This is a genomic window from Salinivibrio sp. YCSC6 (assembly GCF_004916735.1).
Taxonomy (GTDB): domain Bacteria; phylum Pseudomonadota; class Gammaproteobacteria; order Enterobacterales; family Vibrionaceae; genus Salinivibrio; species Salinivibrio proteolyticus.
The window spans coordinates 144,389-169,106 of record NZ_CP039517.1; the positions used below are offsets into that span (position 1 = coordinate 144,389).

General features: G+C 49.7%; 20 protein-coding genes. 13 read left to right on the forward strand and 7 right to left on the reverse strand.

Annotation, left to right across the window (positions count from 1 at the left end; all coding sequences use genetic code 11):
• Nucleotides 1–27: 27 nt before the first annotated feature.
• From E8E00_RS17455 to E8E00_RS14565, 6 genes are all read left to right on the forward strand, one after another.
• Entirely contained in the window at nt 28–1,140 is a 1,113-nt protein-coding gene (locus E8E00_RS17455; protein WP_276306888.1) for a M23 family metallopeptidase, read from the forward strand.
• A 395-nt stretch (nt 1,141–1,535) separates the two neighbouring features.
• The gene (locus E8E00_RS14545; RefSeq protein WP_096632434.1) at nt 1,536–3,371 is read left to right on the forward strand and encodes a M4 family metallopeptidase; all 1,836 of its coding nucleotides are present in this window, start codon (nt 1,536–1,538) and stop codon (nt 3,369–3,371) included.
• A gap of 285 nt (nt 3,372–3,656) precedes the next feature.
• On the forward strand, nt 3,657–4,394 hold the full coding sequence (locus E8E00_RS14550) for an ABC transporter substrate-binding protein (RefSeq protein ID WP_096632428.1): 738 nt from the start codon (nt 3,657–3,659) through the stop codon (nt 4,392–4,394).
• Nucleotides 4,395–4,469: 75 nt separating this feature from the next.
• A complete protein-coding gene (locus E8E00_RS14555; RefSeq protein WP_096632795.1) occupies nt 4,470–6,023 on the forward strand; it encodes a methyl-accepting chemotaxis protein in 1,554 nt (517 codons plus the stop codon).
• Nucleotides 6,024–6,050: 27 nt separating this feature from the next.
• Entirely contained in the window at nt 6,051–6,782 is a 732-nt protein-coding gene (locus tag E8E00_RS14560) for a transporter substrate-binding domain-containing protein (protein WP_077641194.1), read from the forward strand.
• A 75-nt stretch (nt 6,783–6,857) separates the two neighbouring features.
• Entirely contained in the window at nt 6,858–8,216 is a 1,359-nt protein-coding gene (locus E8E00_RS14565; RefSeq protein WP_168174091.1) for a diguanylate cyclase, read from the forward strand.
• Nucleotides 8,217–8,307: 91 nt separating this feature from the next.
• Here the strand turns inward: E8E00_RS14565 and E8E00_RS14570 are convergent, their stop codons facing one another.
• The 4 genes from E8E00_RS14570 to E8E00_RS14585 form a co-directional block, all read right to left on the reverse strand.
• Nucleotides 8,308–9,090: an ABC transporter substrate-binding protein gene (locus tag E8E00_RS14570; RefSeq protein ID WP_096632422.1), complete on the reverse strand. Its 783-nt coding sequence runs from the start codon at nt 9,088–9,090 to the stop codon at nt 8,308–8,310.
• A gap of 75 nt (nt 9,091–9,165) precedes the next feature.
• On the reverse strand, nt 9,166–10,209 hold the full coding sequence (locus E8E00_RS14575) for an efflux RND transporter periplasmic adaptor subunit (protein ID WP_096632419.1): 1,044 nt from the start codon (nt 10,207–10,209) through the stop codon (nt 9,166–9,168).
• A complete protein-coding gene (locus E8E00_RS14580) occupies nt 10,206–13,514 on the reverse strand; it encodes an efflux RND transporter permease subunit (protein ID WP_240531977.1) in 3,309 nt (1,102 codons plus the stop codon). The genes E8E00_RS14575 and E8E00_RS14580 overlap by 4 nt, the downstream gene beginning before the upstream one ends.
• Nucleotides 13,515–13,635: 121 nt before the next feature.
• Nucleotides 13,636–13,974, reverse strand: coding sequence for a metalloregulator ArsR/SmtB family transcription factor (locus tag E8E00_RS14585; protein WP_240531976.1), 339 nt, complete (start codon nt 13,972–13,974; stop codon nt 13,636–13,638).
• A gap of 198 nt (nt 13,975–14,172) precedes the next feature.
• Here E8E00_RS14585 and E8E00_RS14590 point away from each other — a divergent pair, with 198 nt between their 5' ends.
• A complete protein-coding gene (locus E8E00_RS14590; RefSeq protein WP_046075776.1) occupies nt 14,173–14,364 on the forward strand; it encodes a DUF2892 domain-containing protein in 192 nt (63 codons plus the stop codon).
• Nucleotides 14,365–14,374: 10 nt separating this feature from the next.
• The gene (locus tag E8E00_RS14595) at nt 14,375–16,075 is read left to right on the forward strand and encodes an FAD-dependent oxidoreductase (protein ID WP_096632416.1); all 1,701 of its coding nucleotides are present in this window, start codon (nt 14,375–14,377) and stop codon (nt 16,073–16,075) included.
• Nucleotides 16,076–16,374: 299 nt separating this feature from the next.
• Here the strand turns inward: E8E00_RS14595 and E8E00_RS14600 are convergent, their stop codons facing one another.
• Nucleotides 16,375–16,923, reverse strand: coding sequence for a TetR/AcrR family transcriptional regulator (locus E8E00_RS14600; protein WP_205907462.1), 549 nt, complete (start codon nt 16,921–16,923; stop codon nt 16,375–16,377).
• Nucleotides 16,924–17,315: 392 nt separating this feature from the next.
• On the opposite strand from E8E00_RS14600, the gene E8E00_RS14605 reads away from it, so the two are divergent.
• Complete coding sequence (locus E8E00_RS14605) at nt 17,316–18,827, forward strand: MFS transporter (RefSeq protein ID WP_096632410.1); 1,512 nt, start codon at nt 17,316–17,318, stop codon at nt 18,825–18,827.
• Between the two features lie 87 nt (nt 18,828–18,914).
• On the opposite strand, the gene cysM is transcribed toward E8E00_RS14605, so the two are convergent.
• A complete protein-coding gene (gene cysM, locus E8E00_RS14610; RefSeq protein ID WP_096632791.1) occupies nt 18,915–19,805 on the reverse strand; it encodes a cysteine synthase CysM in 891 nt (296 codons plus the stop codon).
• A gap of 245 nt (nt 19,806–20,050) precedes the next feature.
• On the opposite strand from cysM, the gene cysP reads away from it, so the two are divergent.
• From cysP to E8E00_RS14630, 4 genes are read left to right on the forward strand one after another with little or no spacing between them, the layout of a single operon-like run.
• The gene (cysP, locus tag E8E00_RS14615) at nt 20,051–21,055 is read left to right on the forward strand and encodes a thiosulfate ABC transporter substrate-binding protein CysP (protein ID WP_096632407.1); all 1,005 of its coding nucleotides are present in this window, start codon (nt 20,051–20,053) and stop codon (nt 21,053–21,055) included.
• A gap of 23 nt (nt 21,056–21,078) precedes the next feature.
• Nucleotides 21,079–21,945 (forward strand): sulfate ABC transporter permease subunit CysT, encoded by an 867-nt coding sequence (gene cysT, locus E8E00_RS14620; protein WP_096632404.1) that lies wholly within the window; start codon nt 21,079–21,081, stop codon nt 21,943–21,945.
• A 9-nt stretch (nt 21,946–21,954) separates the two neighbouring features.
• Entirely contained in the window at nt 21,955–22,863 is a 909-nt protein-coding gene (gene cysW / locus E8E00_RS14625; RefSeq protein WP_096632401.1) for a sulfate ABC transporter permease subunit CysW, read from the forward strand.
• A 3-nt stretch (nt 22,864–22,866) separates the two neighbouring features.
• A complete protein-coding gene (locus E8E00_RS14630) occupies nt 22,867–23,994 on the forward strand; it encodes a sulfate/molybdate ABC transporter ATP-binding protein (RefSeq protein WP_096632398.1) in 1,128 nt (375 codons plus the stop codon).
• A gap of 3 nt (nt 23,995–23,997) precedes the next feature.
• On the opposite strand, the gene E8E00_RS14635 is transcribed toward E8E00_RS14630, so the two are convergent.
• Nucleotides 23,998–24,660, reverse strand: a complete 663-nt coding sequence (locus E8E00_RS14635; protein WP_077772948.1) for a Qnr family pentapeptide repeat protein — start codon at nt 24,658–24,660, stop codon at nt 23,998–24,000.
• Between the last annotated feature and the right edge of the window lie 58 nt (nt 24,661–24,718).

Sequence of the window (24,718 nt, forward strand, 5' to 3'; positions counted from 1 at the left end):
GTTCATTAAATGAAAGGAGAGCTAGTCATGTTTCGTTTATCTCGTCTCGTACTCGCCTGCTTGATGGTGAGCACTAGCGCTGCGCACGCACATACTTTGATCGCAAACCATACACCCATGCGTTCGGCTGCTATCTTAGAGGACGTCGGGGTGCCGGACCAGCTTGTCACCGAAACCGATTTGCTCTTTCAACCGCGCCGACACCCATTTAACATTGATGATTTTCTCGCCGAGCAATTGCCACACTGGCAACCGGTGAGCGAGGCGATTATGCATTGGAGCGGAGCGTCAGGGATTGATCCACGTATATTGATCACCACCCTCATCACTAATGCGCCGGAGTTAGAGCAGGATATCGCCCTCGATCGGATCAGCGAACTGAAGTTGCTACAGGCCATCGAGCAAACTGCCTCCACGTTGTCCGCTTTGCTTTATCAGCCCAACACGCAGACTTCTAATGCCACGCTGGGACATGCCACACAGACTCTTGCCAGCACTCTCCATTCTCCGAGTGACTGGCAGACATGGCAAACACGCTACCAAGCGTGGTTTGGTGATCAAAAGCCACTTGGTCAATACACCCTCTCATCACGCAGCTTAGTTGCACCACCTGCAGGGTTTATGCAATGGCCGTGGCGACAAGGCTACGCCTGGATCCCAAATGGCCCACACGCCCATTCAGGATCCGGTTTTCCGCTTTCTTCTATTGATGTCTCTTATGATTGGCCGCAATGGGGAGGCAAAACTTACAGTGTGACTGCCGCCCACGATGGTTATGTCACCGTACTTTCGCGCTGCCAAGTGCGGGTCACTAACGATAATGGTTGGGCAACCAATTACTATCACATGGACGGCATTCAAGTACGCAACAATCAGTGGGTGGGCAAAAACACAAAACTCGGCACCTACGCCAGCCAGCGCTCTGTGGCGTTGTGCCAAGGAGGCTCCTCGACCGGACCTCACTTACATTTCTCGTTACTCAAAAATGGTCGTTTCGTCTCCATGCAGGATGCGGTATTAGGCAGTTATCGTATACAAACGGGCCGCTATAGCTACGATAACGACTGTCGTTATACGTGGCTTACTCAAACGCAAACCGGGAATAAAGTGTGTCTATGGCGTCGTATTACCAACCCGTAACGGCATGAATCGCTGTGTTCGTTCCGCTTTTAATACTGACATAAAGGTCACTTAATTTGTGGCCTTTATCTTTATTTTACATAACAATAACATTCATAAAACTTGCGGATAACCTCTCAAAACAAAACAGTCATTTATTCTGTACGCTTTTTTTGTCACTTAATTATTAATAGATAATAATATCGATTAAAATCAGAAATATAAAACGAGATCTCTCTCTCATAAACATCATAAAAACCCATCCTTTTGTAACAAAATCTATACATGTAAAAAATAAAAGGCCTTGTAAATATTGTTATCTATAAGCCACGTTTGATGGGCGAGCAGCACGCTCGTCTTCCTATTAAGCCGTTGGGGAGAAAGGAATCTTTCAACAAAAAAATAGGGCAATAAAAATGAAATTATCCAAGTTGACTTGGTTAGTCACCACAGGTTTTTTTGCAAGCACACCCGCACTTAGCGCAGAGCTAATTAATGTGACCGATGACACCGTTCTGAGTCAGGTACTCGACCAACCAATCGGTGTATACGCCCCAATGGGCTCGTCAGCCAACCCGCTAGGTTTTAAAGAAGTAAAACGCGTCACGCTGCCTAACGGAAAAGTCAAAGTACGCTATCAGCAAACCTACCAAGGCGTTCCTGTACTGGATACCAATGTGGTTGCCACTGAAAAAGCCGGAAAACGCAGCAATGTTTACGGCACTATGGCACAAGGCCTTACTGAAGACATCATGACAGTCGCGCCTGCATTGAATAGCCAAGATGCCTTAGGGGCTGCGAAAGCACACTTCACACAGAGCCAGACCACTCTCACTGCCGCTCCCTTTGAAAATGAGAACACCAAACTGGTCGTTCAACTCGATGAAAATCAAAAAGCACAGCTCGTGTATATTGTGGATTTCTTCGTCGCCGCCGAAGAGCCTAAGCGTCCTTTCTATATGGTTGATGCGGAAACCGGTGAAATCATCAGCCAGTGGGATGGGATCAATCATGCAACCGCCGGTGGTACCGGTCCAGGGGGTAATGAAAAGACGGGCCAATATCTGTATGGCACTGATTATGATGACTTCCCCGTCGATAAAGTGGGCGATGTGTGTACCATGGAAACCGACAACGTCAAAACGGTTAACCTGAACCACGGCACATCAGGCACCAACGCGTTTACATACCCATGTCCAGATGGCACCAACTACAACGATACAAAATACACTAACGGCGCATACTCCCCGCTGAATGACGCGCATTACTTTGGTCATGTCGTTTTCAATATGTACAAAGATTGGATGAACACGGCACCATTGACCTTCCAGTTGACGATGCGAGTCCATTACAGCAAGGATTATGAAAATGCCTTCTGGAATGGCAGCTCAATGACGTTCGGTGATGGTAAATCAACGTTTTATCCATTGGTCGATATCAACGTTAGCGCCCACGAAGTCAGCCACGGTTTCACGGAGCAAAACTCTGGATTGGTATACCGCAACATGTCAGGTGGTATTAACGAAGCATTCTCTGATATCGCCGGTGAAGCGGCTGAGTTCTACATGCATGGCGACGTAGACTGGATTGTCGGTGCGGATATCTTCAAAGGGTCGGGCGGTTTACGTTACTTTGAACAGCCTTCTCGCGATGGCAAATCGATTGATCATGTCGATCAATACTACTCAGGCATGAACGTGCACTACTCAAGCGGTGTCTTTAATCGTGCCTTCTACCTCCTTGCTAACAAGCCAAATTGGGATGTCCGCAAAGGTTTTGAAGTCTTCACCGTTGCCAACCAACTGTACTGGACAGCCAATAGTACATTTGATGAAGGTGGTTGTGGTGTCGTTAAGGCCGCAAAAGATCTCAACTACAACGAATCCGATGTGGTTGCAGCCTTTAATACCGTCGGTGTTAACACCTCTGCTTGCTCTGATGACAACACAGACTCGGTGTTACGCCCTAACGAGCCAAAAACCGGTTTGAGTGGTAGCCGTGGTTCTTCTGAGCTATTCACTTTTACTGTTGACAGCAACCGTTCGGTAAACGTCACCATGAGTGGTGGAACAGGCGATGCCGACTTATATGTAAAAGCCGGTAGCGCCCCCACCACAAGCGATTGGGACTGCCGTCCTTTTGAATATGGCAATGAAGAATCATGCACTGTCAACGCACAAGCTGGTGAAACCTACCATGTCATGGTGCGCGGCTACTCAAACTACTCGGGTGTAAGCTTGGTTCGCAACTAATCGCTCGCCGTCCTCAGCGCCGCTTTCCAAAGCGGCGCTTTTTTGTCCACCATTTATCTAAAAAGCGCTAACTTTATAGACAACCCTTGATGTGCTTAGTTATTTGCGCATCGAGCGCTATCTTTCTTGGTTCATAAAAAATCCATATAAAGCCAAGAAATACATAATCTTAATGTCATTTTTATTTCGTGAATAACCAAGCCAAAACGTTAAATATCGATCATTTTTCTCAGCGTTTTTTTTGTCGTCTATGCTGATATAAGCACTCAAAAAATCGGAGGAACTATGCTCAAGCATTTGTTCACCATGACATTCTCGGTTTGTATTCTGGTCTCTGCGACCGTTCGCGCAGACGTACTCACCATGCCATCCCTTGATTGGCCACCCTATTCCGGAAAAAGCCTGCCTGAGCAAGGTGCATCAGTTGCGGTGGTTAGGGCAGCAGTTGAAGCAATGGGCCATGAGCTCAATGTTGAGTTTTATCCTTGGTCTCGCACCGTATACTTGGTCAAAAACGATGCCCAATATGCTGGATATTTCCCCGAATATTACTACGAAACTGACGAATTACTCTTTTCCGATCCGATAGGAACCGGCCCCCTCGGTTTTGTCGAAAACACCAATCAACCGATCGAGTGGTCCTCTTTGGATGATCTGGCTTCGCACACGATTGGCGTGGTGCGTGGCTATGTGAACACGCCGGAACTAGATGCACGGATTGCCAATGGCACACTTAAATCGTCTGCTGTGACGAACGACACGCAAAATTTGCAGAAAGTCGGCCGCGAACGCCTGCCGCTGGCGGTCGTCGATGCCAACGTGCTGGCTTACCTTAAAGAAAATGACCCTGCACTGAGTGCTGTGAAAGACAAGCTACAGATGAACAAAAAGCTTCTTGTCGACAAAAAGCTCTACATTGCCTTTGCCGACAATGAAGAGGGACGAAAATGGCGTGACATCGTCAATGAAGGCCTGAAAAAAATTGATATCGAACAGATTATGCAAAGCCATCTAGGTAACTAGGTGGCCCTGCACCAAAGTTAAGTGGGAAAGCACTGCTGTACCACTGGGCGCGGAAAGAAATGGAAGATGAACGCTATGTTTAAAAGTCTGAAAGCAATATTTGTAACGCAAGTAGTTATTGCTGTTTCGGTCGTGTTGGGGATATCAAGTTACATTGATTACCAAAGCACCAAGCAGGAACTCAATAGCGCACTTGTCGCCACAGTGGACAACGCCACCAATCGTATGAAGCTGAGCTTGCCCAAAGCAATTTGGGATTTTGACCTTGAAGCGGCCAAGCTCTCGATCTCCGCCGAGTTAAAAGCCCCCGACATCAAAGGCGTTCGGGTGTTAGATAACCAAGGCGAAGCCATCCTGTTTTTACGCCTCGGCCCTCTCTCAGAAGATGGAGAAAAGCGTCCTCCCGTCGACATTGGCGCCGATCAGCAGGCTTACTATGAAGCCATGCCTAAAGAAGAGAGTGAACTGTCTTTCACCGAGTACGGAGAGACCAATAAAGTCGGTACGGTACAGGTATTTTATAACACTGACCGTTTAGAAGCGGCGCTCGCCGATACCCTGTATCGCAATATTATCGAGCTGCTTGTGCTTGATGCGGTGATGATTGTGTTTTTGATCTTAGCCCTGACCGCGACCGTGGTAAAACCACTTAACGATCTCACCGAGCGCGTTCGCGAACTGGCCAGTGGCGATGGCGATCTCTCCAAAGTGATCCCGGAGCCAAAATATAAAGAATTCGCGAAGATCACCGAGCACATCAATCACTTTACGGCTTCGTTGCGTGAAATCGTCAACGAAGTGACGCAGGCTTCAATCAATTTGGCTGAAGTCGCAGCACAAAGCGGACAGATGGCACGGACAAACGCCGAACGTCTCGAACAACAAAAACAAAGCCTTTCTACTGTTGCAGCAGCAGCGACTGAGATGAACCAGTCGATTGCGACCGTTGCAGATACCGCGAACGACGCGGCAACCCACGCGCAGGGGGCAACTGATTTGGTCAATCAGGTGTATCACACCATCGAAAGCTCTGCGTCTGAGATTATTAACATGCGTTCTGAGATGGAAAACGTCAACGCCGAAATGCATAAGCTATTAGAGGAAGGCGAGAAGATCTCCGATGTGGTGAACGTGATTAATGATATTTCCGAGCAAACCAACCTACTCGCGCTCAACGCCGCCATTGAGGCAGCGCGCGCCGGCGAGCAGGGTCGCGGATTCGCAGTGGTTGCCGATGAAGTGCGCAGTCTCTCGGTTAAAACCAGTGAATCGACCGAGCAGATTCAATCCAACATCAAATCATTGAGCGAAGCAACTGAGTCCGTGGAGAAAGAGATCAAACGTATCGGTAGCATCCTAGAGAGCACTGCGGGTCGTGTCTCTGAATCACAAGAATCAGTCAGCCAAGTGCGCGAAACCATCACTGATATTTCCGAACGTAGTGGACAAATCTCGCAAGCGACTGACGAACAACGTCAAGCCATTGATGAAGTCAGTCAAGCGATCAACGAAGCGTCAGACGCCACGAATTATGTGACCGAAGGCGCACAAGAAAACGCAGCTCGAACAGACAAAGTGCTGGAGCTGAGTGAAAACATTAAAGGACAGATGGGTAAATTTAAAACATAACAATCTGGTACATCACAAGGAGCGACAATGAAAAAGATATTTACAGTTGGCTTACTGTTTATTCTGATGGCACCAGGGGTAATGGCGCGCACATTAACCGCCGCCCAAGACCCTTGGCCGCCGTTTGTGACAACCGATGCCTCCATGCCCGGTATCTCGGTTGAGCTATTAACCGAAGCGATGAAAACGCAAGGCTATGACGTTGAGTTCAAAATCATGCCTTGGGCCCGTGCACTCGATTCAGTAAGTAAGGGCACCATCGATTTGCTACCGGCCACTTGGTACACCGAAGCTCGCACTGATTTTTTGCACTACAGCGATTCTTATCTCACCAATGAGCTGACATTTATCAAGCGCGCCGGTGACAGCTTCCAATTTTCCGATCTTAGTGGGCTACAAGGAAAAACAATTGGTATCATCCGTGATTATGGGTATGGCGATGCGTTTCTTGCCTCAGACAGTTTTGATAAACCAGAGGCGAATAACTTAGTCACAAATTTGAAGAAATTACTCGCTAATCGGATCGACCTCACCCTTGAAGACAGGGTTGTCGCGCTGTCCGTGATGAAAGAAGAAGGTATGGACGCAAATGCGTTTGCGTTTACGAATAAGGCCCTATCATCGAAACCGCTTCACGTCACCTCCGGTAAAGCGAATCCAGACGGTGATCTATTTATTAATGCCTATAACAAAGGGCTAGAAGCAATAAAAGCCAACGGGACATTCGATAAAATTGTTGAAAAATATGGTATTAAGTAATCGAAAATAAAAATATCGGATACACTAAAAGAAGGGATGCACCAGCCCCTTCTTTTTTTATTTATAGGATGTGCGATGCTTTTTCAGCGACAGTTCAATCGATGGTTTTTAGTCTTTACATTAGGCTTTGCACTGCTTGCTGGGCTAGCCGTTGTCAGCACGCATAATTATATCATTGAACAAGTAATTAAAGAGGAACAAGAAGACATCAACCGTAAGGCCGCACTCATTCGCTCCCGTATTGAAGCGGCGATATTTAGAGACACTTACCTCGCCGATAGCCTTGCGACTGTTGTTGCGATTGACCCCGAATTCGCCATGGCAAGTTGGGACGACGTTGCCGGTAAACTCCTCACCAAAGCCAGTTATGTCAGAAACGTTGGGCTTGCACCTAACGATGTGATTAGCCATGTCTACCCACTAAAGGGAAATGAAGCAGCCATAGGGCTCGATTTCCGCGCTCGGCCGGAACAGTATCGAACGGTACTTAGGGCAAGAAATCTCGCAGACGTTTATATTGCAGGTCCAGTGGATCTTGTGCAAGGAGGACAGGCGATTATCGCACGTTTTCCTATTTTTTTATCTCCCATTGATAAAAGTTCTTACTGGGGCGGCGTCAGTGTCGTAATCAACTATACCAAGCTGTTCGAGGAGTCGGGACTCTTTAATCTCGCTGGAGCATCAGTTGCCATAAAGAATACTGAAACATTAGATTACTTTTATGGTTCGCAAGATACCTTTTTCAATGCTGACTTTGTGGTGCCCATTAGTCTCCCCAATGGCGAATGGACTTTGGCTGCGCAATATACGATTGAACAAACACCTCAAGTCAAGCAATTAAGTATATTCGTTTATGCCATCTGTATTTCCTTTGTCTTAGCAACTTACGGTATGATCGGCCTGTTTTATCGCAGCTTTTTAAAGGCGAAGGAACAAGCGTTCCAAGACGAACTAACCACTCTGCCTAATCGTCGTTTTGCCATTGATTTGTTAGAAAAGCTCACGACTGAACGAAAGGAGTCATTCGTCCTGCTAAACATTGATTTGAACGACTTCAAGTTGATTAACGACGTTTATGGACACGAAGCCGGCGATGCCCTACTTGCCCACGTTGCCTCACGCTTGCGTCAGAGTGTTCGAGCCTCAGATATCGTAGCGAGAATGGGGGGCGATGAGTTTATTGCCGTACTGAGAGCTGCTCGACCCGGCGATGTAAATAGTATTATAAACAGCATCAAGACCTCGGTAGAATCCCGCGCGTGTGCATGGCAAACCTATAAACTCTACCCGTCATTAAGTATCGGGCACGCACTATACGACCATGAATCACCGCAAAGCCTAGACGAAGTTATGGCCACCGCTGATCATGATATGTATCGGGTCAAGACATTGGGAAAACGTGAGCGATCCGTGAAAGAATCGATCCAAGGATAAAACCCTAAAATCAAAAAAAGAGGTGCGCACACCTCTTTTTTATCTTGGAAAGCGTAGCGCTCAATAACGATTGGTAATCCCATAAAATATATTAATTGAGGTACTCATCCAACATTGCTTGCAGTTGGCCTGCTTCACGCATTTCTTTGAATCCGGCGTCTAGCATGGCTTTTATTTCATTGGCTTCAGGGTGTTCGCGGGAAATCATCATATAAAACTTATCCCCACTATTACCCGGTACAGCGACCGCTTTCATGTTATCCGCCAAATAGTCAATCCCTTGGGCGACTTTAAACCCAGCTAAGATTTCGTAACGCGCCAAGAATACGTCACAGCGTCCTGCTTCCGTTTTTTGTACTAACTGCTCGAAGCTTTTTGCCGACTTTCTTACTTTACTGTCATCGACACCAAAACCTGTGTAGTTATAACCCAACAGCCCACACATACGGAGGTTATCCAAGTCTTGGACTGAATTGACTTGTAAACCATTTGGATGTTGAGTCGTTGAATAGATATAGCTGGGTTGCAAGGTGTAATAGTATTCTGTAAGTAAGAAGTCGCGATCGCGCTCTTCGTTAAACGACGCACTCAAGGCAATGTCATAATTACCGGCTTTCGTTTGCAGTACACAGCGTTTCCAAGGGGGCATTTCTACACTGACATCCACGCCTCGACTCGCAAAGATCGCATTTAATACATCGACATCATAACCCTGAACTTGTCCGCCCTTTTCAAAGGTATAAGGGGGCCAGCCAGCGCCATCCCCACAGGCTTTTAAAGAGGATGTATCTAACGCGAGTGCTGGTGAAGATAACAGCGTACCAGCAAGGGCTGTCGCAGCGAGGCCTGCTGCAGAACCTGTCGCTATTTTCATAGTGAAGTCCTATTAGGAAAACTCACCTTAAGTATTGATGATATTCACCATAACGCGACCTGAATCACTTATTTTTTACGGATTCAATAGTACCACTTCACCCGGCTTGATTCCCTTACGCACGCGCCCTTGCTGTGTGAGCGAAACCAGCCGTGTCTTTACCTCATCTGCGTCTAGCACCTTCACATAGTTAAGTTGTCCAATTTGATAATACGCATTGCTCGGTAAATAAAGCACAGGCTCGGCTTTTTGTGACACGGTCACTTTTGCAAACATACCCGGTAGCAAAGTATCACTCACCTCCGTGTCTGGCAGTGTCACTACAACACGATAACTGCGTGAAGTGGCATCGGCAGCCGGTGTCACGGTGCGCACCACGCCCGTAAGGGTTTTCTCATAGGTGGGGAGCGTAACCGTTAACGATTGACCGATGTCGACAAAGGGTAACGCAGATTCAGCCACATTGACTGTCGCTTCAATGCTTTCAGGATTATACAGAGAGAGCAGCGCCGCACCCGGTGTTGCTGTATCCCCTTGGTTGATGATTTTATCCGTGATCAACCCTGAAAACGGCGCGCGCACCAAACTAAAGCCAAATTGGGTTTCAGCCTCATCCACCGCAGCAAGGGCACGACGATACTCAGACTGCGCGGTTTTTAAGCGATTCTCCGCCTCATCGAATTGAGATTGAGGCACCAGCTTTTTCGCCAACAAGGTCTCCATTCGGCGGTAGTCACTGCGCGCGGTATTCAGTTGCGATTGCGCCGATGCCAAGGCTTGTTGCACTTGGCGGACTTTGGCACTGAGATCGGCATTATCCAAACGCAGCAACACATCCCCTTGCTCAACGCGGTCGCCGACATCAACCAGTACTTCCGCGACGGTTGCGGTCATTCGCGCCGCTAAAGTTGCCGTCTGCCTGGCCTCCAACTGGCCGGAAAAAATGCGGGTTTGTGGCTGTTCGACCGCTTTAAGCGTCAGTGTCTCAACATCATTCGGTGTCTCAGTCGGTGTTGAGACGGGCGCCACGTTCGCGGTAAACACCCCAGCCATCACCAAAAACAGGGTTAATAGCCCAGTGCCTAGCACCAGTGCGAGTACGCCTTTTTTTGCCCTCATGCATTCTCTCCTTCTACTGATAGGCCGTGGGTTGGATGATTTTGATACGCGAGGTTGTACACCACGGGCACAACCAGCAAGGTAAACACGGTAGACGCGGCAATACCGAAAATAATCGCCCAGGCTAAGCCATTAAAAATCGGGTCGAGAGTGATAATCACGTTCCCCAATAAGGTGGTGCCTGCGGTCAGCAAAATGGGCCGCATTCGCACTGCGCCCGCTTGTACTAAGGCGTCACTCAGCGCCATACCTTGTGCAAGTGACTGCTGAATAAATTCAATCAATACCAATGAGTTACGTACCACAATCCCCGCCAGTGCAATCATGCCAATCATCGCGGTGGCGGTGAACAGCGCTGGATTTGGATAGCCGTTGATCTCTCCGCTTAAGCCATTGAGTAACCAAAAGCCCGGCATAATGCCAATCACGGTCAGTGGGATCGCCAGCATAATAATGCCTGACACCGCCGGTAGCCCGGTTTGTATCAGCATCACAATAAAGACACCCAGCAGCGCCGCGCCATAGGCAATACCCAGATCGCGGAAAACATCAATGGTGATTTTCCACTCTTCTTCACCACTCCATACCACCTCGATACCGTCACGCACCTGCCAGCCATCACCCGCGCCATTATCCAAATAACTACGCGCTGATAGCGGGCGAGCACTGTCCGACTCTGGTTGATTAAAATCGGCCATCACATCGGCGACCACTTCGCCCGGCACCCGTCCAGTAGGCTCGGCATACACATACACGACGGGGCGTAAATTCTTATGATAGATAGGCTGATCAACGGGCTGTCGCGTAAAATGGCCGAGCTCACTCAACGCGACCAGCGGTTGCGGCGCATCCACCAAGGCCCCTTGTAACGATTGCTTAGCCACTCCAGCCCGACCACGTACGTGCAGTGCGAGCAGCGCATCAAGCTGATCACGGGCATCTGGCGCAAGTTGCAGCCTCACGGGCAAGGGATCCATTTCATCGACATCGACTAAATGGGCCAGCGTGACCCCTTGGTTCGCGGCTCTGAGGGCTTGGTTAATATCGGCTACCGCAATGCCCGACAAGGCGGCTTTTTCTTGGTCCACTTCAAACTGCCAGCTCGATAGAGGCCCTTGAACACTGGTGCTCACTTCTGACACCAAGGCTTCACGCTTTAATCGCTCGGCCACCTGAGTCGCCTGCGCTTGTAGGGTTGAATACGGCGTACTTGGCGAGCCATACACTTCCGCGACAATGGTTGCCAGCACAGGCGGACCCGGTGGCATTTCAACTAATTGCACCTCGGCATCATATTTTGCTGCGATGGCTTCTAATTCATCACGCATGCGCGTGACCAAGCCATGTGATTGCAACGTGCGCCGGTGCTTATCCACCAGCACCACCCGTAGTTCACCTTGGTAAGGCGCATGGCGAGTAAAGTAATGACGCACCATGCCATTAAAATCCATCGGTGAAGCGAGCCCGGCAAAGCCGGATACCGACACCACCTCGGCTTGCGTTTGTAGGTAACGGTTCATCTCTCGCAGCGCATTGGAGGTATCGACATGATTAGCGGTTTCCGGCAAATCCAGTACCACCTGAAACTCGTTTTTATTGTCATACGGCAACAGCTTAAGCGGTACGAGGCGCAAAGCAGGCAGCAGAGCGGCGATGACAAACAACACGCCCACCATCCATAAAAACGCTTTGGCGCGACGATTGTTTTCTAGCAATGGCAGCAACACGCGCCGATAGCCACGGTACAGCGGCGTGGTCTCAATGCGATAGTCATCGCCTTTATTGGAAGCACGGACAATTTTTTTGGCGAGCCAAGGGGTGACTAAAAACGCCACCAAGGTACTGATCACTACACTGACCGGCACATTGAATGCCAGAGGTGCCATGTATGGCCCCATCATGCCGGTGATAAAAAACATCGGGGTGAACACAATCACAATCGCCACGGTCGACATAATCAATGCGCGCTTGATTTCTAGCATCGCCAGCACAATTGTGCGGCCACGCGGCTTGTTATCATGGGTCAGGTGCCGTTCAATGTTGTCGATACTGGCAATCGGATCATCAACAATCAGCCCCAACGCCAAGATCAACGCAAACAAGGTGACGCGGTTAATCGAATAGCCAAAGGCTAAATCCAGCCCTAATGCCGCGCCATAACTGATTGGGATTGCAATCGCCACCACTAAAGCACTGCGCCAGTTTAAGAACAAGCCGACAAAGACCACCACGGTGAGTACCGCAATACCGAGGCTGGACACCAAATTTTTCACTTTGGCATCAGCGGTTTGACCGTAATTGCGAATGATCTCGACGCTCACGCCCTCGGGAAATTGCGTAGCGACCAAATGATTAAGCGTGGCGGTGACATCCTCAGCCACGCTGACCGCGTTGGCGCCTTTTTGCTTTGCCACCGAGAGAAACACCGCTGGATGCGGCTGGCTATCATCGGTCGATTGGATCCACGTATCTGTGGTAGGCTCTTGCGCGCCGTCCGATAACTCGGCCACATCCTGCAGATACACAGGTTTGCCATTCACCACCGCCACCACTAAATGGCGGATGTCCTCAAGGCTTTGATACCACTGACCGGTTTTTAATAAATAGCGCTCACCCTGGTGCTGAATATCGCCAATATCACGCTTTTGATGGCTCAACGAAAAGGCATTGGTCAGATCAGACACACTGATCTGATAGCTAGCCATAGCGGCAGGGTCGAGCGTGACTAGCACCTGACGCGGCACGCCGCCCACCACCTTCACCGCATTGGTTTCGGGAAGGGATTTAAGATCCAAGGTTGCCTGCTCGGCAATGCGTCGCAGCGCATAATGGTCGAGCTGGTCGGGTTTGTCGCTACGCAGCGCCGCAATCACAATCGGTACATCATCAATTTCTACCGGCTTAATCGCCCACTCGCTCACCGCGGCTGGGATCGCATCTTGATTGGCATAAAGCTTGTTATATAGCTTCACCAAGGCCGACTCGCGATCTTCACCCACGTAAGAACGTACCGTGACCAACGCAGATCCTGCTTGAGTGGTGGAATACACATACTCCACCCCGTCAATTTGGCTGACTTTTTTCTCCAGAGGCTGCGTCACCTGCTTTGCCACTTGCGGGGCACTCAAACCGGGCGCTTGCACCACCACATCCGCCATTGGCACCACAATTTGCGGATCTTCTTCTTTGGGAGTGAGCCACAGTGCCGCCGCGCCCACCAACAGCGCGAGCACAATGAGAATGGGCGGGAAGAAGCTGTTCATCACTCGGGTGATCAGCTGACCTTGTGGCTGAGCATCTCGCATATTCGATCCTTTGGCTGATGACAGTAACGACAAGAAAACGATAGGTAAAAACGCTGAATGTTAATTAACTTAGCGCATTGACTGGCGATGAATATGTGCTGACTTCTCAGATTCAGACTCATCAGGCACAATAAAGCCGCTGTAAGGTAGCGATAATCGCCGCGACGTGGGGGTCATTGAGCTGATAAAACACCTGCTGCGATGACTTACGTACCTTGACCAGTTGATGCCGCTTAAGCACGCTCAGGTGCTGAGAAAACGCGGACTGACTCAGGCGCGACCCTTGCAACAATTGCCCCACCGACATCTCTCCCGCCAAAAGCTGGCATAGCACAATTAATCGCTCAGGATGGGCCATCACTTTCAACATGGTCGCCACGAGAGACGCTTGCTCTCGCATGGCACTGATGTCCATATCCGGTACGCTTTCTGCCTCAAACGGCACCGTTGACTCTGCCATCACCCACTCCTCTTTCGCCAATACTCAGAGCTTAGCGCGGCATTTTATTTAGTCAATTCTAATTTAGACAAATTATTATTAGACTTTTCTAAATATAACTTCTAGAGTGATCCGAGTGCCGACAAACACTGAAAGCGTTCGAGCCAAAGCGGTTCGGTCTGTCGGGTTATCGTATAGAGGATGCAAAGGAGTCTTGCTATGACAATTGATAATGGCGTACGCGTAATCGCTGGCATGATGGTGCTACTTTCTGTCGTGCTTACCCTCACAGTTCACAGCCAATTTGTTTGGCTAACCGTCTTCGTTGGCGTAAACCTGATCCAAAGTGCGTTTACAGGGATTTGTCCGGCTGCCTTTTTCCTGAAAAAACTTGGACTCAGCAACGCTTAATGGAGTCATAATGACCAAAATCGTGATTATTGGCGGCGTCGCCGGTGGCGCTTCTGCCGCCGCTCGCGCCCGTCGTTTAAGTGAAGAAGCCGAAATCATCATGTTCGAACGGGGCCCTTACGTCTCGTTCGCGAACTGTGGTTTGCCTTATCATATCGGCGGTGACATTACCGACCGCAGTAAACTCTTGCTGCAAACCCCGGACAGTTTCCGCGCCCGCTTTAATGTGGACGTGCGCATCAACAGCACGGTCACTGCGATTAACCGCGAGGCCAAAACCGTCACCGTCACCCGTGCCGATGGCAGCAACTACCAAGAAAGCTACGACAAATTGCTATTAAGCCCAGGCGCGGCCCCGATCATGCCGCCTATTCCTGGCTTAGATAACCCGCTAACCCACTCGCTCCGCAATATTCCAGACATGGATGCGATTTTGCATACCATTGAGATGAATAACCCCAGCCATGCGACTGTCGTCGGCGGGGGCTTTATTGGTCTTGAGATGATGGAAGCGCTGCATCAACGCGGGATTAAAACCACCCTGTTGGAAATGACCGATCAGGTGATGACGCCGGTTGACCGAGAAATGGCGGGATTTGTCCATCAAACCATTCGCGATCACGGAGTGGATTTACGCCTAGGCACCGCACTGGAGTCCGCCGAGTTTATTCCTACCACGCATGTCGCCAGTGATGATGCCGGCGAGCCCAGTGAGCCTCAGCATCTGGAAGGCGCTTTACGTCTGACACTCAATAATGGCGACAAACTGGATACCGAACTTTTGATTATGGCGGTTGGCGTTAAGCCTGAAGTCACGCTGGCGCAACAAGCGGGGCTTGCCATTGGTGAAAAAGGTGGAATTGTAGTCAACAGTACTCTGCAAACCCAAGATCCCGATATTTACGCGGTCGGCGATGCAGTGGAAGAGATTGACTTTGTGACCCATAAACCAACGTTAGTGCCACTGGCGGGTCCGGCGAATCGTCAAGGGCGGATGGCCGCTGACAACATGCTAGGAAGCACCGAGCACTATCTCGGCACCCAAGGCACCGCCATCTGTAAAGTGTTCGATCTCGCGGTGGCTTCAGTGGGCCAAAACGAGAAACAACTTAAGCACGCTGACATCGACTACCAAAAGGTGTATGTCCACGCCGCCAGTCATGCCGGTTACTATCCTGGCGCAGAGGTTGTCTCATTTAAGCTGCTGTTTGCTCCGGATACCGGCGCGATTTTAGGCGCGCAAGCCGTGGGTAAAGACGGCATTGATAAACGCATTGATGTCATGGCCGTGGCACAACGTGCTGGCATGACGGTTGAGCAGCTCCAACATCTCGAGCTTACCTACGCGCCGCCATATGGCAGTGCCAAAGATGTGATTAACCAAGCGGCGTTTGTGGCCACTAATATTCTTAAAGGTGACGCGACGCCAATCCACTTTGATGAGGTAGACAACCTCTCCGACGAGCAAGTGCTACTCGATGTGCGCAATGCGCCAGAGCGCGAAAACGGTCAGTTGATTGAGGGCGATGTGCACATTCCGGTCGACGAACTACGTGGACGCATCGAGGAACTACCGAAAGACAAAGAAATTGTGGTGTACTGCCAAGTCGGCCTCAGAGGCAATGTCGCCTATCGCCAACTGGTTAATCATGGTTTTAAAGCTCGCAACTTAATTGGGGGCTATCGCACCTACAAGTTTGCCAAGGCATAGTGCGATCACGGCTTTCACATCAAACTGGGTGACCCGACTTGGGTCACCTTTTTTATACCTGCTGGTCAGCGTTTACGAAAACAGTCCCGACGACAAACAAGATCGCCGCGATCGCAAATAATGGCTACCACTTTAGAGTCTGACTGGACTTGAGCGAAAAAGCAGAAATTTACAGCCATATCATAAACATAGTTTATGCATTGAGGCCAGCGTCTAGTAATGCAGGCATGAGCGCCCTTCGTGGAATCCGTATTTTCGCAAGAAACACAGGTTGAGAGACAACGTCTCCGAACGAATTATTACTTTTGATACTCCAAGACTCCGACCATCTGCAGACAGTTTACCAAGACCGCACTGATGAAATGGTCGCGATCTATCTCTGAAGAAGCAATAATATCGTCGGTTGCACCGTATACACCGTTATAGATAATGAGAGAGGTAATGCGCGCTTCTGAAACCTGCCACACACCGACTCGTGTACCGTTTTCAAGAATGACTTGCAATTGTTCGAGAATCGCATTTTTTTCCCAGTTTGTACGGTTATGGTGGTGATGATTGGTGTAGACAATATCATGCAGGCGGTATGTGTCTACGTAAGCTTCGATACTTTCCCGAACCCAAGCGCAAAGCTGCCCCAGATAGTCGTCAGCTTTGCAGGTGCCTGTTTTTTCTTCAAGCCGCTTTAAAAACTGGTCGGTATATCGCTCCCTCATGGCCGAGAGCAACTCATTCTTAGACGCGAAATAATGGTAAAAAGTACCTTTGGCGACCTGTGCCTGCTCGACAATTTCGTTGATGGTCGTCGAGTCAACTCCTTTGGCAAGAAAGAGTTGCTCCGCAGCAGACATCAACTCGCTCAGGCGAACTTCAGCGGGTTTGACACACCTAACTCTCGGCGGAGAAGACTCCGTACGGTTTGTTTTATATCTCATCGCAATCAGTGTTTTCCTTCTCAAACTGTGCTAATTGTTCCCGTGGCGAATGGGAACAACTCGCTAGTACATTGGTAATAAGTGACTTGAAGTAACTGAGAATACCAAGTAACGAATTCATGCTGATGCGGACAAAGTCACCTTTGATTCACATATCTTAGATTTTATTGTTTGTATCAAAAAATAAAAGCCAAATCCTGCAAATATCCCTCCCTCTCACGTAAGTAGAAAATTTAACCCACAAATTGACCGACCGACGGTCAGTGTATATTATTGCAAATAATTATCATTACAGTAAAGGAATACTCATGCAAAGATACCGTACTTTTGCTCTAGTCATCGCGGCTTATCTCGGCACCTTCTTAGCAACGCTAGATATCAGCATTGTCAATGTCGCGTTGCCAACACTTCAGGAGGCTCTCCATGCAGACATGGCTGGACTTCAGTGGATTATTAACATTTACGCTATCGCACTTTCTGCAGTGATGTTGTCCGCGGGACCACTGGGCGATAAATATGGTCATAAGCGGGTGTGGTTAGGTAGCGTTACCCTTTTTATTATCGGCTCAGTGATTTGTGCGTTGGCCACGAATCTGAACATTTTGCTATGGGGGCGTGGAGTACAAGGAGTTGCAGGCGCACTATTGATCCCAGGCGCTATGCCTATTCTAACCCACGCATTTCCCGACTCCCGCCAGCGAGCTCGTGTAATCGGTGGGTGGTCGGCTTGTAGTGCCTTGTCACTGGTTTCGGGCCCTTTGATCGGAGGCTTTCTCATTGAACATACTGGTTGGTCAAGTATATTCCTAGTTAACGTCCCAATAGGTATCATTGCAGTTTTACTTGGGGCTTGGGGAATCGTCGAACGCAAACACCCTGAACATGCAGCGTTTGATCCGATTGGCCAAATATTGAGTATGATTTGGCTTGGAATGCTCAGCTATGCGCTGATTGAAATTGGCGAACATGGAGCTTCTATGCAGAGAGTCCTGCTTCCTCTGTCCTGTGCCACAGTGGCTTTTATGGCCTTTGCCTGGATTGAATTGACAGTTAAAAAGCCACTGTTTCCTATTCTTCTTTTTCGCAATATATCTCTAGCCGTAGCAAACTTGGCTTCTTTTACATTGGGGTTTTCGGCCTATGCAAGTCTTTTCTTTCTATCGCTATATCTGCAACAAGCGCGAGGCGATACACCACTGGAGGCTGGGTGGCATCTGATGCCTCAATTTGTGGTAATGGGGGGGACTTCCTTGATATTCGGCCACATGGCACAAAATCTTTCGCTAAAAAAACTAATGGTCGGTGGATACACGTTAATTGGTATTTCTCTATGCTCTATGTCACTGTTCACGACCAGTACGCCTTACCTTATTGTCGGTAGTATCTTAGCTATTCTTGGTCTTGGGATGGGACTTTCTGTTCCTGCGACAGGTATGATGGTCATGGAGTACGCTCCCGCAGAACGTGCCGGGATTGCATCGGCAACCATGAACGCTTTGCGTCAGATAGGTATGACACTGGGTATTGCGATATTAGGCAGTATCATGAGCATCTATGCAATCCAGCAGATGGCGGAGATGGTCAGTTCCAACAATATGCCAAATACTGTTGAGATTGCCCAACGTGCAATAGTCAGAAATGAACTTCCTTCTGGTCAAGAAGGGTGGTTTCTAGCTTACCGGGCCTCGATCGCAGGTGGATTTGGAATCGTGATGTTCTGTGCTGGTTTGCTCTGTGTACTAACTGCTGTGCTGCTAGTCGTTTTCACGGATGAAAGGAATATCTCGTATGTGAGCCTCCCTCGAAAAATGAGGTGTTAGCAGTTAGAGTGTTACGGTTTACATTCAAACGAAGAACAGCTAGGTGACCCGACTTGGGTCACCTTTTTTATACCTGCTGGTCAGCGTTTACGAAAACAGTCCCGACGACAAATAACGGTCGCCGCGATCGCAAACAATGGCTACCACCACAGAGCCGGGTTCGGCTTTCGCGACTTGCAGGGCCGCAAACACCGCGCCACCCGAGCTAACACCTGCACATATCCCCTCTTCTCTGGCGAGGGCGCGCGCAGTCTCTTTCGCATCTTGCTCAGAAATGTCCATCACCTCGTCGATATGCTCGTCGGTATAAATGCCAGGTAAATACTCAGCCGACCAGCGCCGAATACCAGGGATCGCGCTCCCCTCGGTAGGCTGTAAGCCAATGGTTTTAATCGCGGGGTTTTGCGTTTTTAGGTACTTTGAGGTTCCCACAATGGTGCCTGTTGTGCCCATGCTGGCGATAAAGTGGGTGATTTGTTGCTGGCTTTGTTGCCAAATTTCTGGGCCCGTACCCGTTAAATGTGCCCGCCAGTTATCCGGGTTATTGAACTGATCCAACACTTTGCCCTTACCCTGTGCCTGCATGGATAAGGCTAAATCGCGTGCGCCTTCCATCCCCGCCGCTTGAGAGACGAGGATAAGCTCACTGCCATAGGCTCGCATGGCATCTTTGCGCTCCTGTGTGGCATTTTCAGGCATGATTAAAATCAGTCGATAGCCTTTAATCGCCGCTGCCATCGCCAGCGCGATCCCAGTGTTGCCACTGGTCGCTTCAATCAAGGTATCGCCCGGTTGAATATCTCCCCGTGCTTCTGCTTGCACGATCATATTAAGTGCGGGTCTGTCTTTCACCGAACCGGCTGGGTTATTGCCCTCGAGTTTGACCAAAACAGTGCTGCCTGTCGCTGCGGCTAGGCGCTGCAAGCGCACCAAAGGGGTCTGACCCACATAATCTTCAAGCGTGGGGAAATCAGCCACGTTGCTTACCTCTGGATGTTTCATGAATTGCCTGCCTGATGGGTGCTTTCAACACCGCGTAAGACACTGTCTACCGCCATATCCTACAAGGAGGCTATGTGCGACACGCAGACATTTTTTCACTAACATATACAAAATGGTTATATTTAAACTGTTTTTTATTCCCTTCGATTGCTTTTATTCTGTGACCTATCCCAACTTTCTTTGCTGCTAACAGCAACAAACGGCCATCAAGGATTTTTACAATGAAGGTATTCAAAACTCTGGCTCTTTCGGCTTTGCTTGCCACCAGCGCGGCGCCGGTATCTGCCGCCGAGCAAACCCTCTTGAATTCATCTTACGACATCGCACGGGAGCTTTTTGCTGATTACAATCCGCTGTTTGCAGCGCACTGGCAAGAAAAAACCGGAGAGTCGGTGACCATTAAGCAGTCTCATGGCGGATCCTCGGCGCAGGCGCGCGCCATCATGCAAGGGCTACAAGCGGATGTGGTCACCTTCAACCAAGTCACGGATGTACAGGTGCTGTACGATCGCGGCAAGTTGATCGACAAAAACTGGAAAGAGAATTTCCCCAACAGTAGCTCGCCGTACTACTCCACCACCGCGTTTTTGGTGCGCAAGGGCAACCCAAAGAACATTGAAAATTGGGATGATTTAGCCAAGGACGACGTTGCCTCTGTCTTTCCAAACCCAAAAACCTCTGGTAACGCCCGTTATACCTACCTTGCCGCGCTCGGTTATGCACAAAAGGCGTTCGGCAAAGATAACACCGAGCAGCAAGACCAATTTTTGAAACAGCTTCTCGCCAATGTGGCGGTGTTTGATACCGGCGGCCGCGGCGCAACCACCTCGTTTGTTGAACGCGGAATTGGCGATGTGCTGGTCACCTTTGAATCAGAGGTCAATAATATCCGCCAGCAATATGGCAGTGATAAATACGATATTGTGGTGCCTAAAACCTCGATTTTGGCCGAGTTCCCCGTCGCTGTGGTCGAGCGCAACGCCAAACGCAACGGCACCACTGAGCTGGCGACCGAGTATTTGTCTTACCTTTACAGCGAAAAAGCACAACGCTTACTGGCCGATTTTAACTACCGCGTCCATCATCCTGCCGTGGTCAAAGACAATGCCGATCGTTTCCCTAAAGTCGAACTGCTGACCGTGGAAGCTATCGCAGGGAGTTGGGACCAGGCCATGAAAACGCACTTTGCCAGTGGCGGAAAACTCGACCAACTACAACGCCGTTAATGCTTTCTAGGTATTGAGACGCTATGCCATCGCTATCGTATCAACGCCAATCCACACCTTGGGCAGCACGTCAGCAGCGCGTGCTGCCCGGGTTTGGCATCAGTTTAGGCGTGTCTTTGCTGTTCATCAGCTTGATTCTGCTGTTACCGGCCAGCGGCCTTATCATGCAGACCAGCCAAATGACATGGCAAGAATACTGGTTTGCCATCACTGACCCACGAATTGTCGCCAGTTATAAAGTCACGGCCGGTGCGGCACTGATTGCCTCATTATTAAACGGTGTGATTGGCCTACTCTTTGCGTGGGTGCTGGTGCGATACGACTTTGCAGGCAAACGCTTCGTCGATGCGCTGGTTGATTTGCCGTTTGCTCTGCCCACCGCCGTTGCCGGCGTCACGCTCGCCACCCTGTACGCCGATAACGGCTGGATAGGCAGTGTGCTTGCCAACGTCGGTATCCAAGTTGCCTACACGCCGCTTGGGATCGTGATTGCCATGATGTTTACCAGCTTGCCGTTTGTGGTACGTACCGTCCAACCCGTGTTGGAAGAGATCTCCCAAGAGGAGGAAGAAGCGGGCACTGTGCTCGGGGCAAGTGACGGTGCGGTGTTTTGGCGGATTATTCTGCCGACCATCAAACCGGCGTTATTAGTGGGTGTGGCCTTATCATTTACCCGCAGTCTGGGTGAATTCGGTGCGGTGATTTTTATTGCTGGCAATATGCCCTACGTCAGCGAGATAACATCGCTGATGATCTTTGTTCGCTTGCAAGAGTTTGATTTCCCAGCGGCGAGTGCCATTGCCTCGGTGATCTTGATGGCATCGCTGTCGTTATTGTTTGCCATCAACCTTTGGCAAGGCCGTTATCTAAAACGTATTCACGGGCGGTAAGGACACTTTATGAGCACAAACTCGGTGAGAATTGGTGATACCCCATGGATCAGGCGCAGTTTAATCGCGCTTATGCTGCTGCTTGTGGCGCTGGTTTTGGTTGTGCCGCTAGTGAGTATTTTTTCCATCGCCTTCGCGGATGGTATCGCCAGTTACTTCCAACACTTGCTCGCGCAGGATACCCGCCACGCGATTGGCCTCACTGTATTAGTGGCCGTTATCACGGTACCCATTAACCTAGTATTTGGCGTGATGTTGGCATGGGCGGTCACCCGTTTCCAATTTCCGGGACGAAAACTGGTCACCACCTTGATTGATATCCCGTTTGCCGTGTCGCCCGTGGTCGCAGGCTTACTCTATTTGCTGCTGTATGGCAGCAACGGCTGGCTAGGCGCGTGGCTGTTTGAGCATGATCTTCAAGTGATGTTTGCCCTACCCGGCATTGTGCTAGTCACTATTTTTGTTACCTGCCCTTTCGTCGCCCGCGAGCTAATCCCGCTCATGCAGCAGCAAGGGCAAGCGGAAGAAGAAGCAGCCGTGGTGTTAGGCGCATCATGGTGGCAGCTTTTTCGCCGTGTCACCTTGCCCAATATTAAGTGGGCCCTCATCTACGGGGTCATTTTGACTAATGCCCGTGCCATCGGCGAGTTTGGCGCGGTCGCTGTGGTGTCTGGCAGCATTCGCGGTCAAACCAATACCCTGCCTTTGCAGGTACAGCTTCTTTACGAAGATTACCAAACTCAAGCAGCCTTCGCCTGTGCGTCATTACTTGCCTTTATGGCACTCGCTACCTTGGCATTGAAAGCCTTGGTGGAATGGCGTCAACACCGTGCACACGCCAGTACCGCGCCGATGGATGAAAGCAGTGCGTCAACGCCTGCCCGCTTAACCTTACAAACGAACCAAAGTGAGCCGTAAGCCATGCGTATTCAACTGAACAACATCACTAAACACTTTGGCCAGTTCCAAGCGTTATCGCCGTTATCACTTACCATAGAGCAAGGCGAGATGATGGGACTGCTTGGCCCCTCAGGCTCCGGTAAAACCACGTTATTGCGCATTATTGCCGGATTAGAAAGCAGTAACAGCGGCCAGATCCTATTTGGCGAGCGCGATGTCACCCGAGTCCATGTGCGGGATCGCCGTGTCGGGTTTGTTTTTCAAAACTACGCCTTGTTCAAACATATGACGGTGGCAGAGAACATCGCCTTTGGCTTGCAAGTGATGCCACGTCGCGATCGCCCCTCCCCAGCCACGATTACGCAACGGGTGAACCAACTGCTTGAGGTCGTGCAGTTAGGCCATCTGGGCCAACGGTATCCCGAGCAATTATCGGGCGGACAAAAGCAACGTATCGCACTGGCGCGAGCATTGGCGACCCAGCCGGAGATCTTATTACTCGACGAACCGTTCGGTGCGTTAGATGCACAAGTACGCAAAGAGCTGCGCCAATGGTTACGCCGACTACACGATGAAATGGCTTTTACCAGTGTGTTTGTCACTCACGACCAAGACGAAGCACTCGAGCTATCGGATCGCGTGGTGGTGATGAGTAATGGGCAAATTGAACAAGTCGACAGTCCGGTCGATCTTTATGCTGCGCCGAAAAGCCGCTTTGTGTTTGATTTTTTAGGGAACGTGAATGTTTTTTCCGGCCACTATCAGCAAGGCACGTGGCAAAATGGCAATGCCTTTATTCAACCCACACTAAACACGCACACCCAACAGTCAGGCAGTTTGTATGTACGCAGCCATGAGTTAACCCTTGTTGATAAACCCAATAGCCAACTCTCGCTGCCCATGCGTGTGGTCTCTATCAACCCGGTTGGTGCCGAGGTGCGGGTATCACTCGCCCCACAAGGTTGGGAAAGTGAACAACTATGGGAAGCCACCCTAACCCATCATGCGTGGCAAGCCGCACCGTATCAAAAGGGCGATGCCGTGTATGCGATGCCGCACCGTGGATACTTTTTCAACGGCACAGACACCGAGCCGCACCGACTCAATTGGCCATTTTTGACGGCCGATAGTTTGGTGTATGATATTTAACCATTAGCGCGCGTCCGGAAAAACAATCAGGCCTAAGCTTTCAAGTAGCTGAGATTGTTGCCAATCGGCGATTTTCACGCCCGACAGATCCACCTTGCGTGGATCTAGGCCATCAATCTCAGCGTGACATAAATTAGCGCCTTGTACGCTAAACTGCCCCCATACATCGGACGAGAAAACACCGCCACTCAGATCGGCTTCTTTCAATGATGCACCGAGAAGATGGGTTTCAATCCAGCGGTTTTCAAACAGTTCGCACTTTTCTAAGCACGCTTGCGCAAGGTTGGCATAAGACAAGTTACAGCCGGTGATAAACGCTGAGCAAAAGTACACCCGATGGCTGACTTGATTGGCAAAGTTTGCGCGGGAAAAGTTCGCGCCCTTCAGATCGCATTCTCTCATCTCAATGCCGTAACAATTGGCGAAACTAAAATTGGCCATCGCCAATAGGCATTGCTGAAAACTGGCATCACGAAGGTTAGCAGCGGTAAAGTGGCACCCTTCAATATCGCCCTGTTCGATAAATTTGCAACGCTTAAACGTCACATCGCGAAGGTTAGCGCGGGTAAAGTCACAACGGATAAAGGTACAGTCTTTAAATTCGAGCTCACTGAGGTCTTGGTGAGAAAAGTTCTCTTGGTGAAATGTCTGGTTATGTGTCTTCATATCATTCCCTCAATCAATGCGCCGCTAGGCTAACAACATAACCCTTTGAAATCACCAA

Coding starts and splice junctions, on each gene's coding strand:
- E8E00_RS17455 (WP_276306888.1), top strand. CDS start 28: ATGTTTCGTTTATCTCGTCTCGTACTCGCCTGCTTGATGGTGAGCACT.
- E8E00_RS14545 (WP_096632434.1), top strand. CDS start 1,536: ATGAAATTATCCAAGTTGACTTGGTTAGTCACCACAGGTTTTTTTGCA.
- E8E00_RS14550 (WP_096632428.1), top strand. CDS start 3,657: ATGCTCAAGCATTTGTTCACCATGACATTCTCGGTTTGTATTCTGGTC.
- E8E00_RS14555 (WP_096632795.1), top strand. CDS start 4,470: ATGTTTAAAAGTCTGAAAGCAATATTTGTAACGCAAGTAGTTATTGCT.
- E8E00_RS14560 (WP_077641194.1), top strand. CDS start 6,051: ATGAAAAAGATATTTACAGTTGGCTTACTGTTTATTCTGATGGCACCA.
- E8E00_RS14565 (WP_168174091.1), top strand. CDS start 6,858: ATGCTTTTTCAGCGACAGTTCAATCGATGGTTTTTAGTCTTTACATTA.
- E8E00_RS14570 (WP_096632422.1), bottom strand. CDS start 9,090: ATGAAAATAGCGACAGGTTCTGCAGCAGGCCTCGCTGCGACAGCCCTT.
- E8E00_RS14575 (WP_096632419.1), bottom strand. CDS start 10,209: ATGAGGGCAAAAAAAGGCGTACTCGCACTGGTGCTAGGCACTGGGCTA.
- E8E00_RS14580 (WP_240531977.1), bottom strand. CDS start 13,514: ATGCGAGATGCTCAGCCACAAGGTCAGCTGATCACCCGAGTGATGAAC.
- E8E00_RS14585 (WP_240531976.1), bottom strand. CDS start 13,974: ATGGCAGAGTCAACGGTGCCGTTTGAGGCAGAAAGCGTACCGGATATG.
- E8E00_RS14590 (WP_046075776.1), top strand. CDS start 14,173: ATGACAATTGATAATGGCGTACGCGTAATCGCTGGCATGATGGTGCTA.
- E8E00_RS14595 (WP_096632416.1), top strand. CDS start 14,375: ATGACCAAAATCGTGATTATTGGCGGCGTCGCCGGTGGCGCTTCTGCC.
- E8E00_RS14600 (WP_205907462.1), bottom strand. CDS start 16,923: ATGTCTGCTGCGGAGCAACTCTTTCTTGCCAAAGGAGTTGACTCGACG.
- E8E00_RS14605 (WP_096632410.1), top strand. CDS start 17,316: ATGCAAAGATACCGTACTTTTGCTCTAGTCATCGCGGCTTATCTCGGC.
- cysP (WP_096632407.1), top strand. CDS start 20,051: ATGAAGGTATTCAAAACTCTGGCTCTTTCGGCTTTGCTTGCCACCAGC.
- cysT (WP_096632404.1), top strand. CDS start 21,079: ATGCCATCGCTATCGTATCAACGCCAATCCACACCTTGGGCAGCACGT.
- cysW (WP_096632401.1), top strand. CDS start 21,955: ATGAGCACAAACTCGGTGAGAATTGGTGATACCCCATGGATCAGGCGC.
- E8E00_RS14630 (WP_096632398.1), top strand. CDS start 22,867: ATGCGTATTCAACTGAACAACATCACTAAACACTTTGGCCAGTTCCAA.
- E8E00_RS14635 (WP_077772948.1), bottom strand. CDS start 24,660: ATGAAGACACATAACCAGACATTTCACCAAGAGAACTTTTCTCACCAA.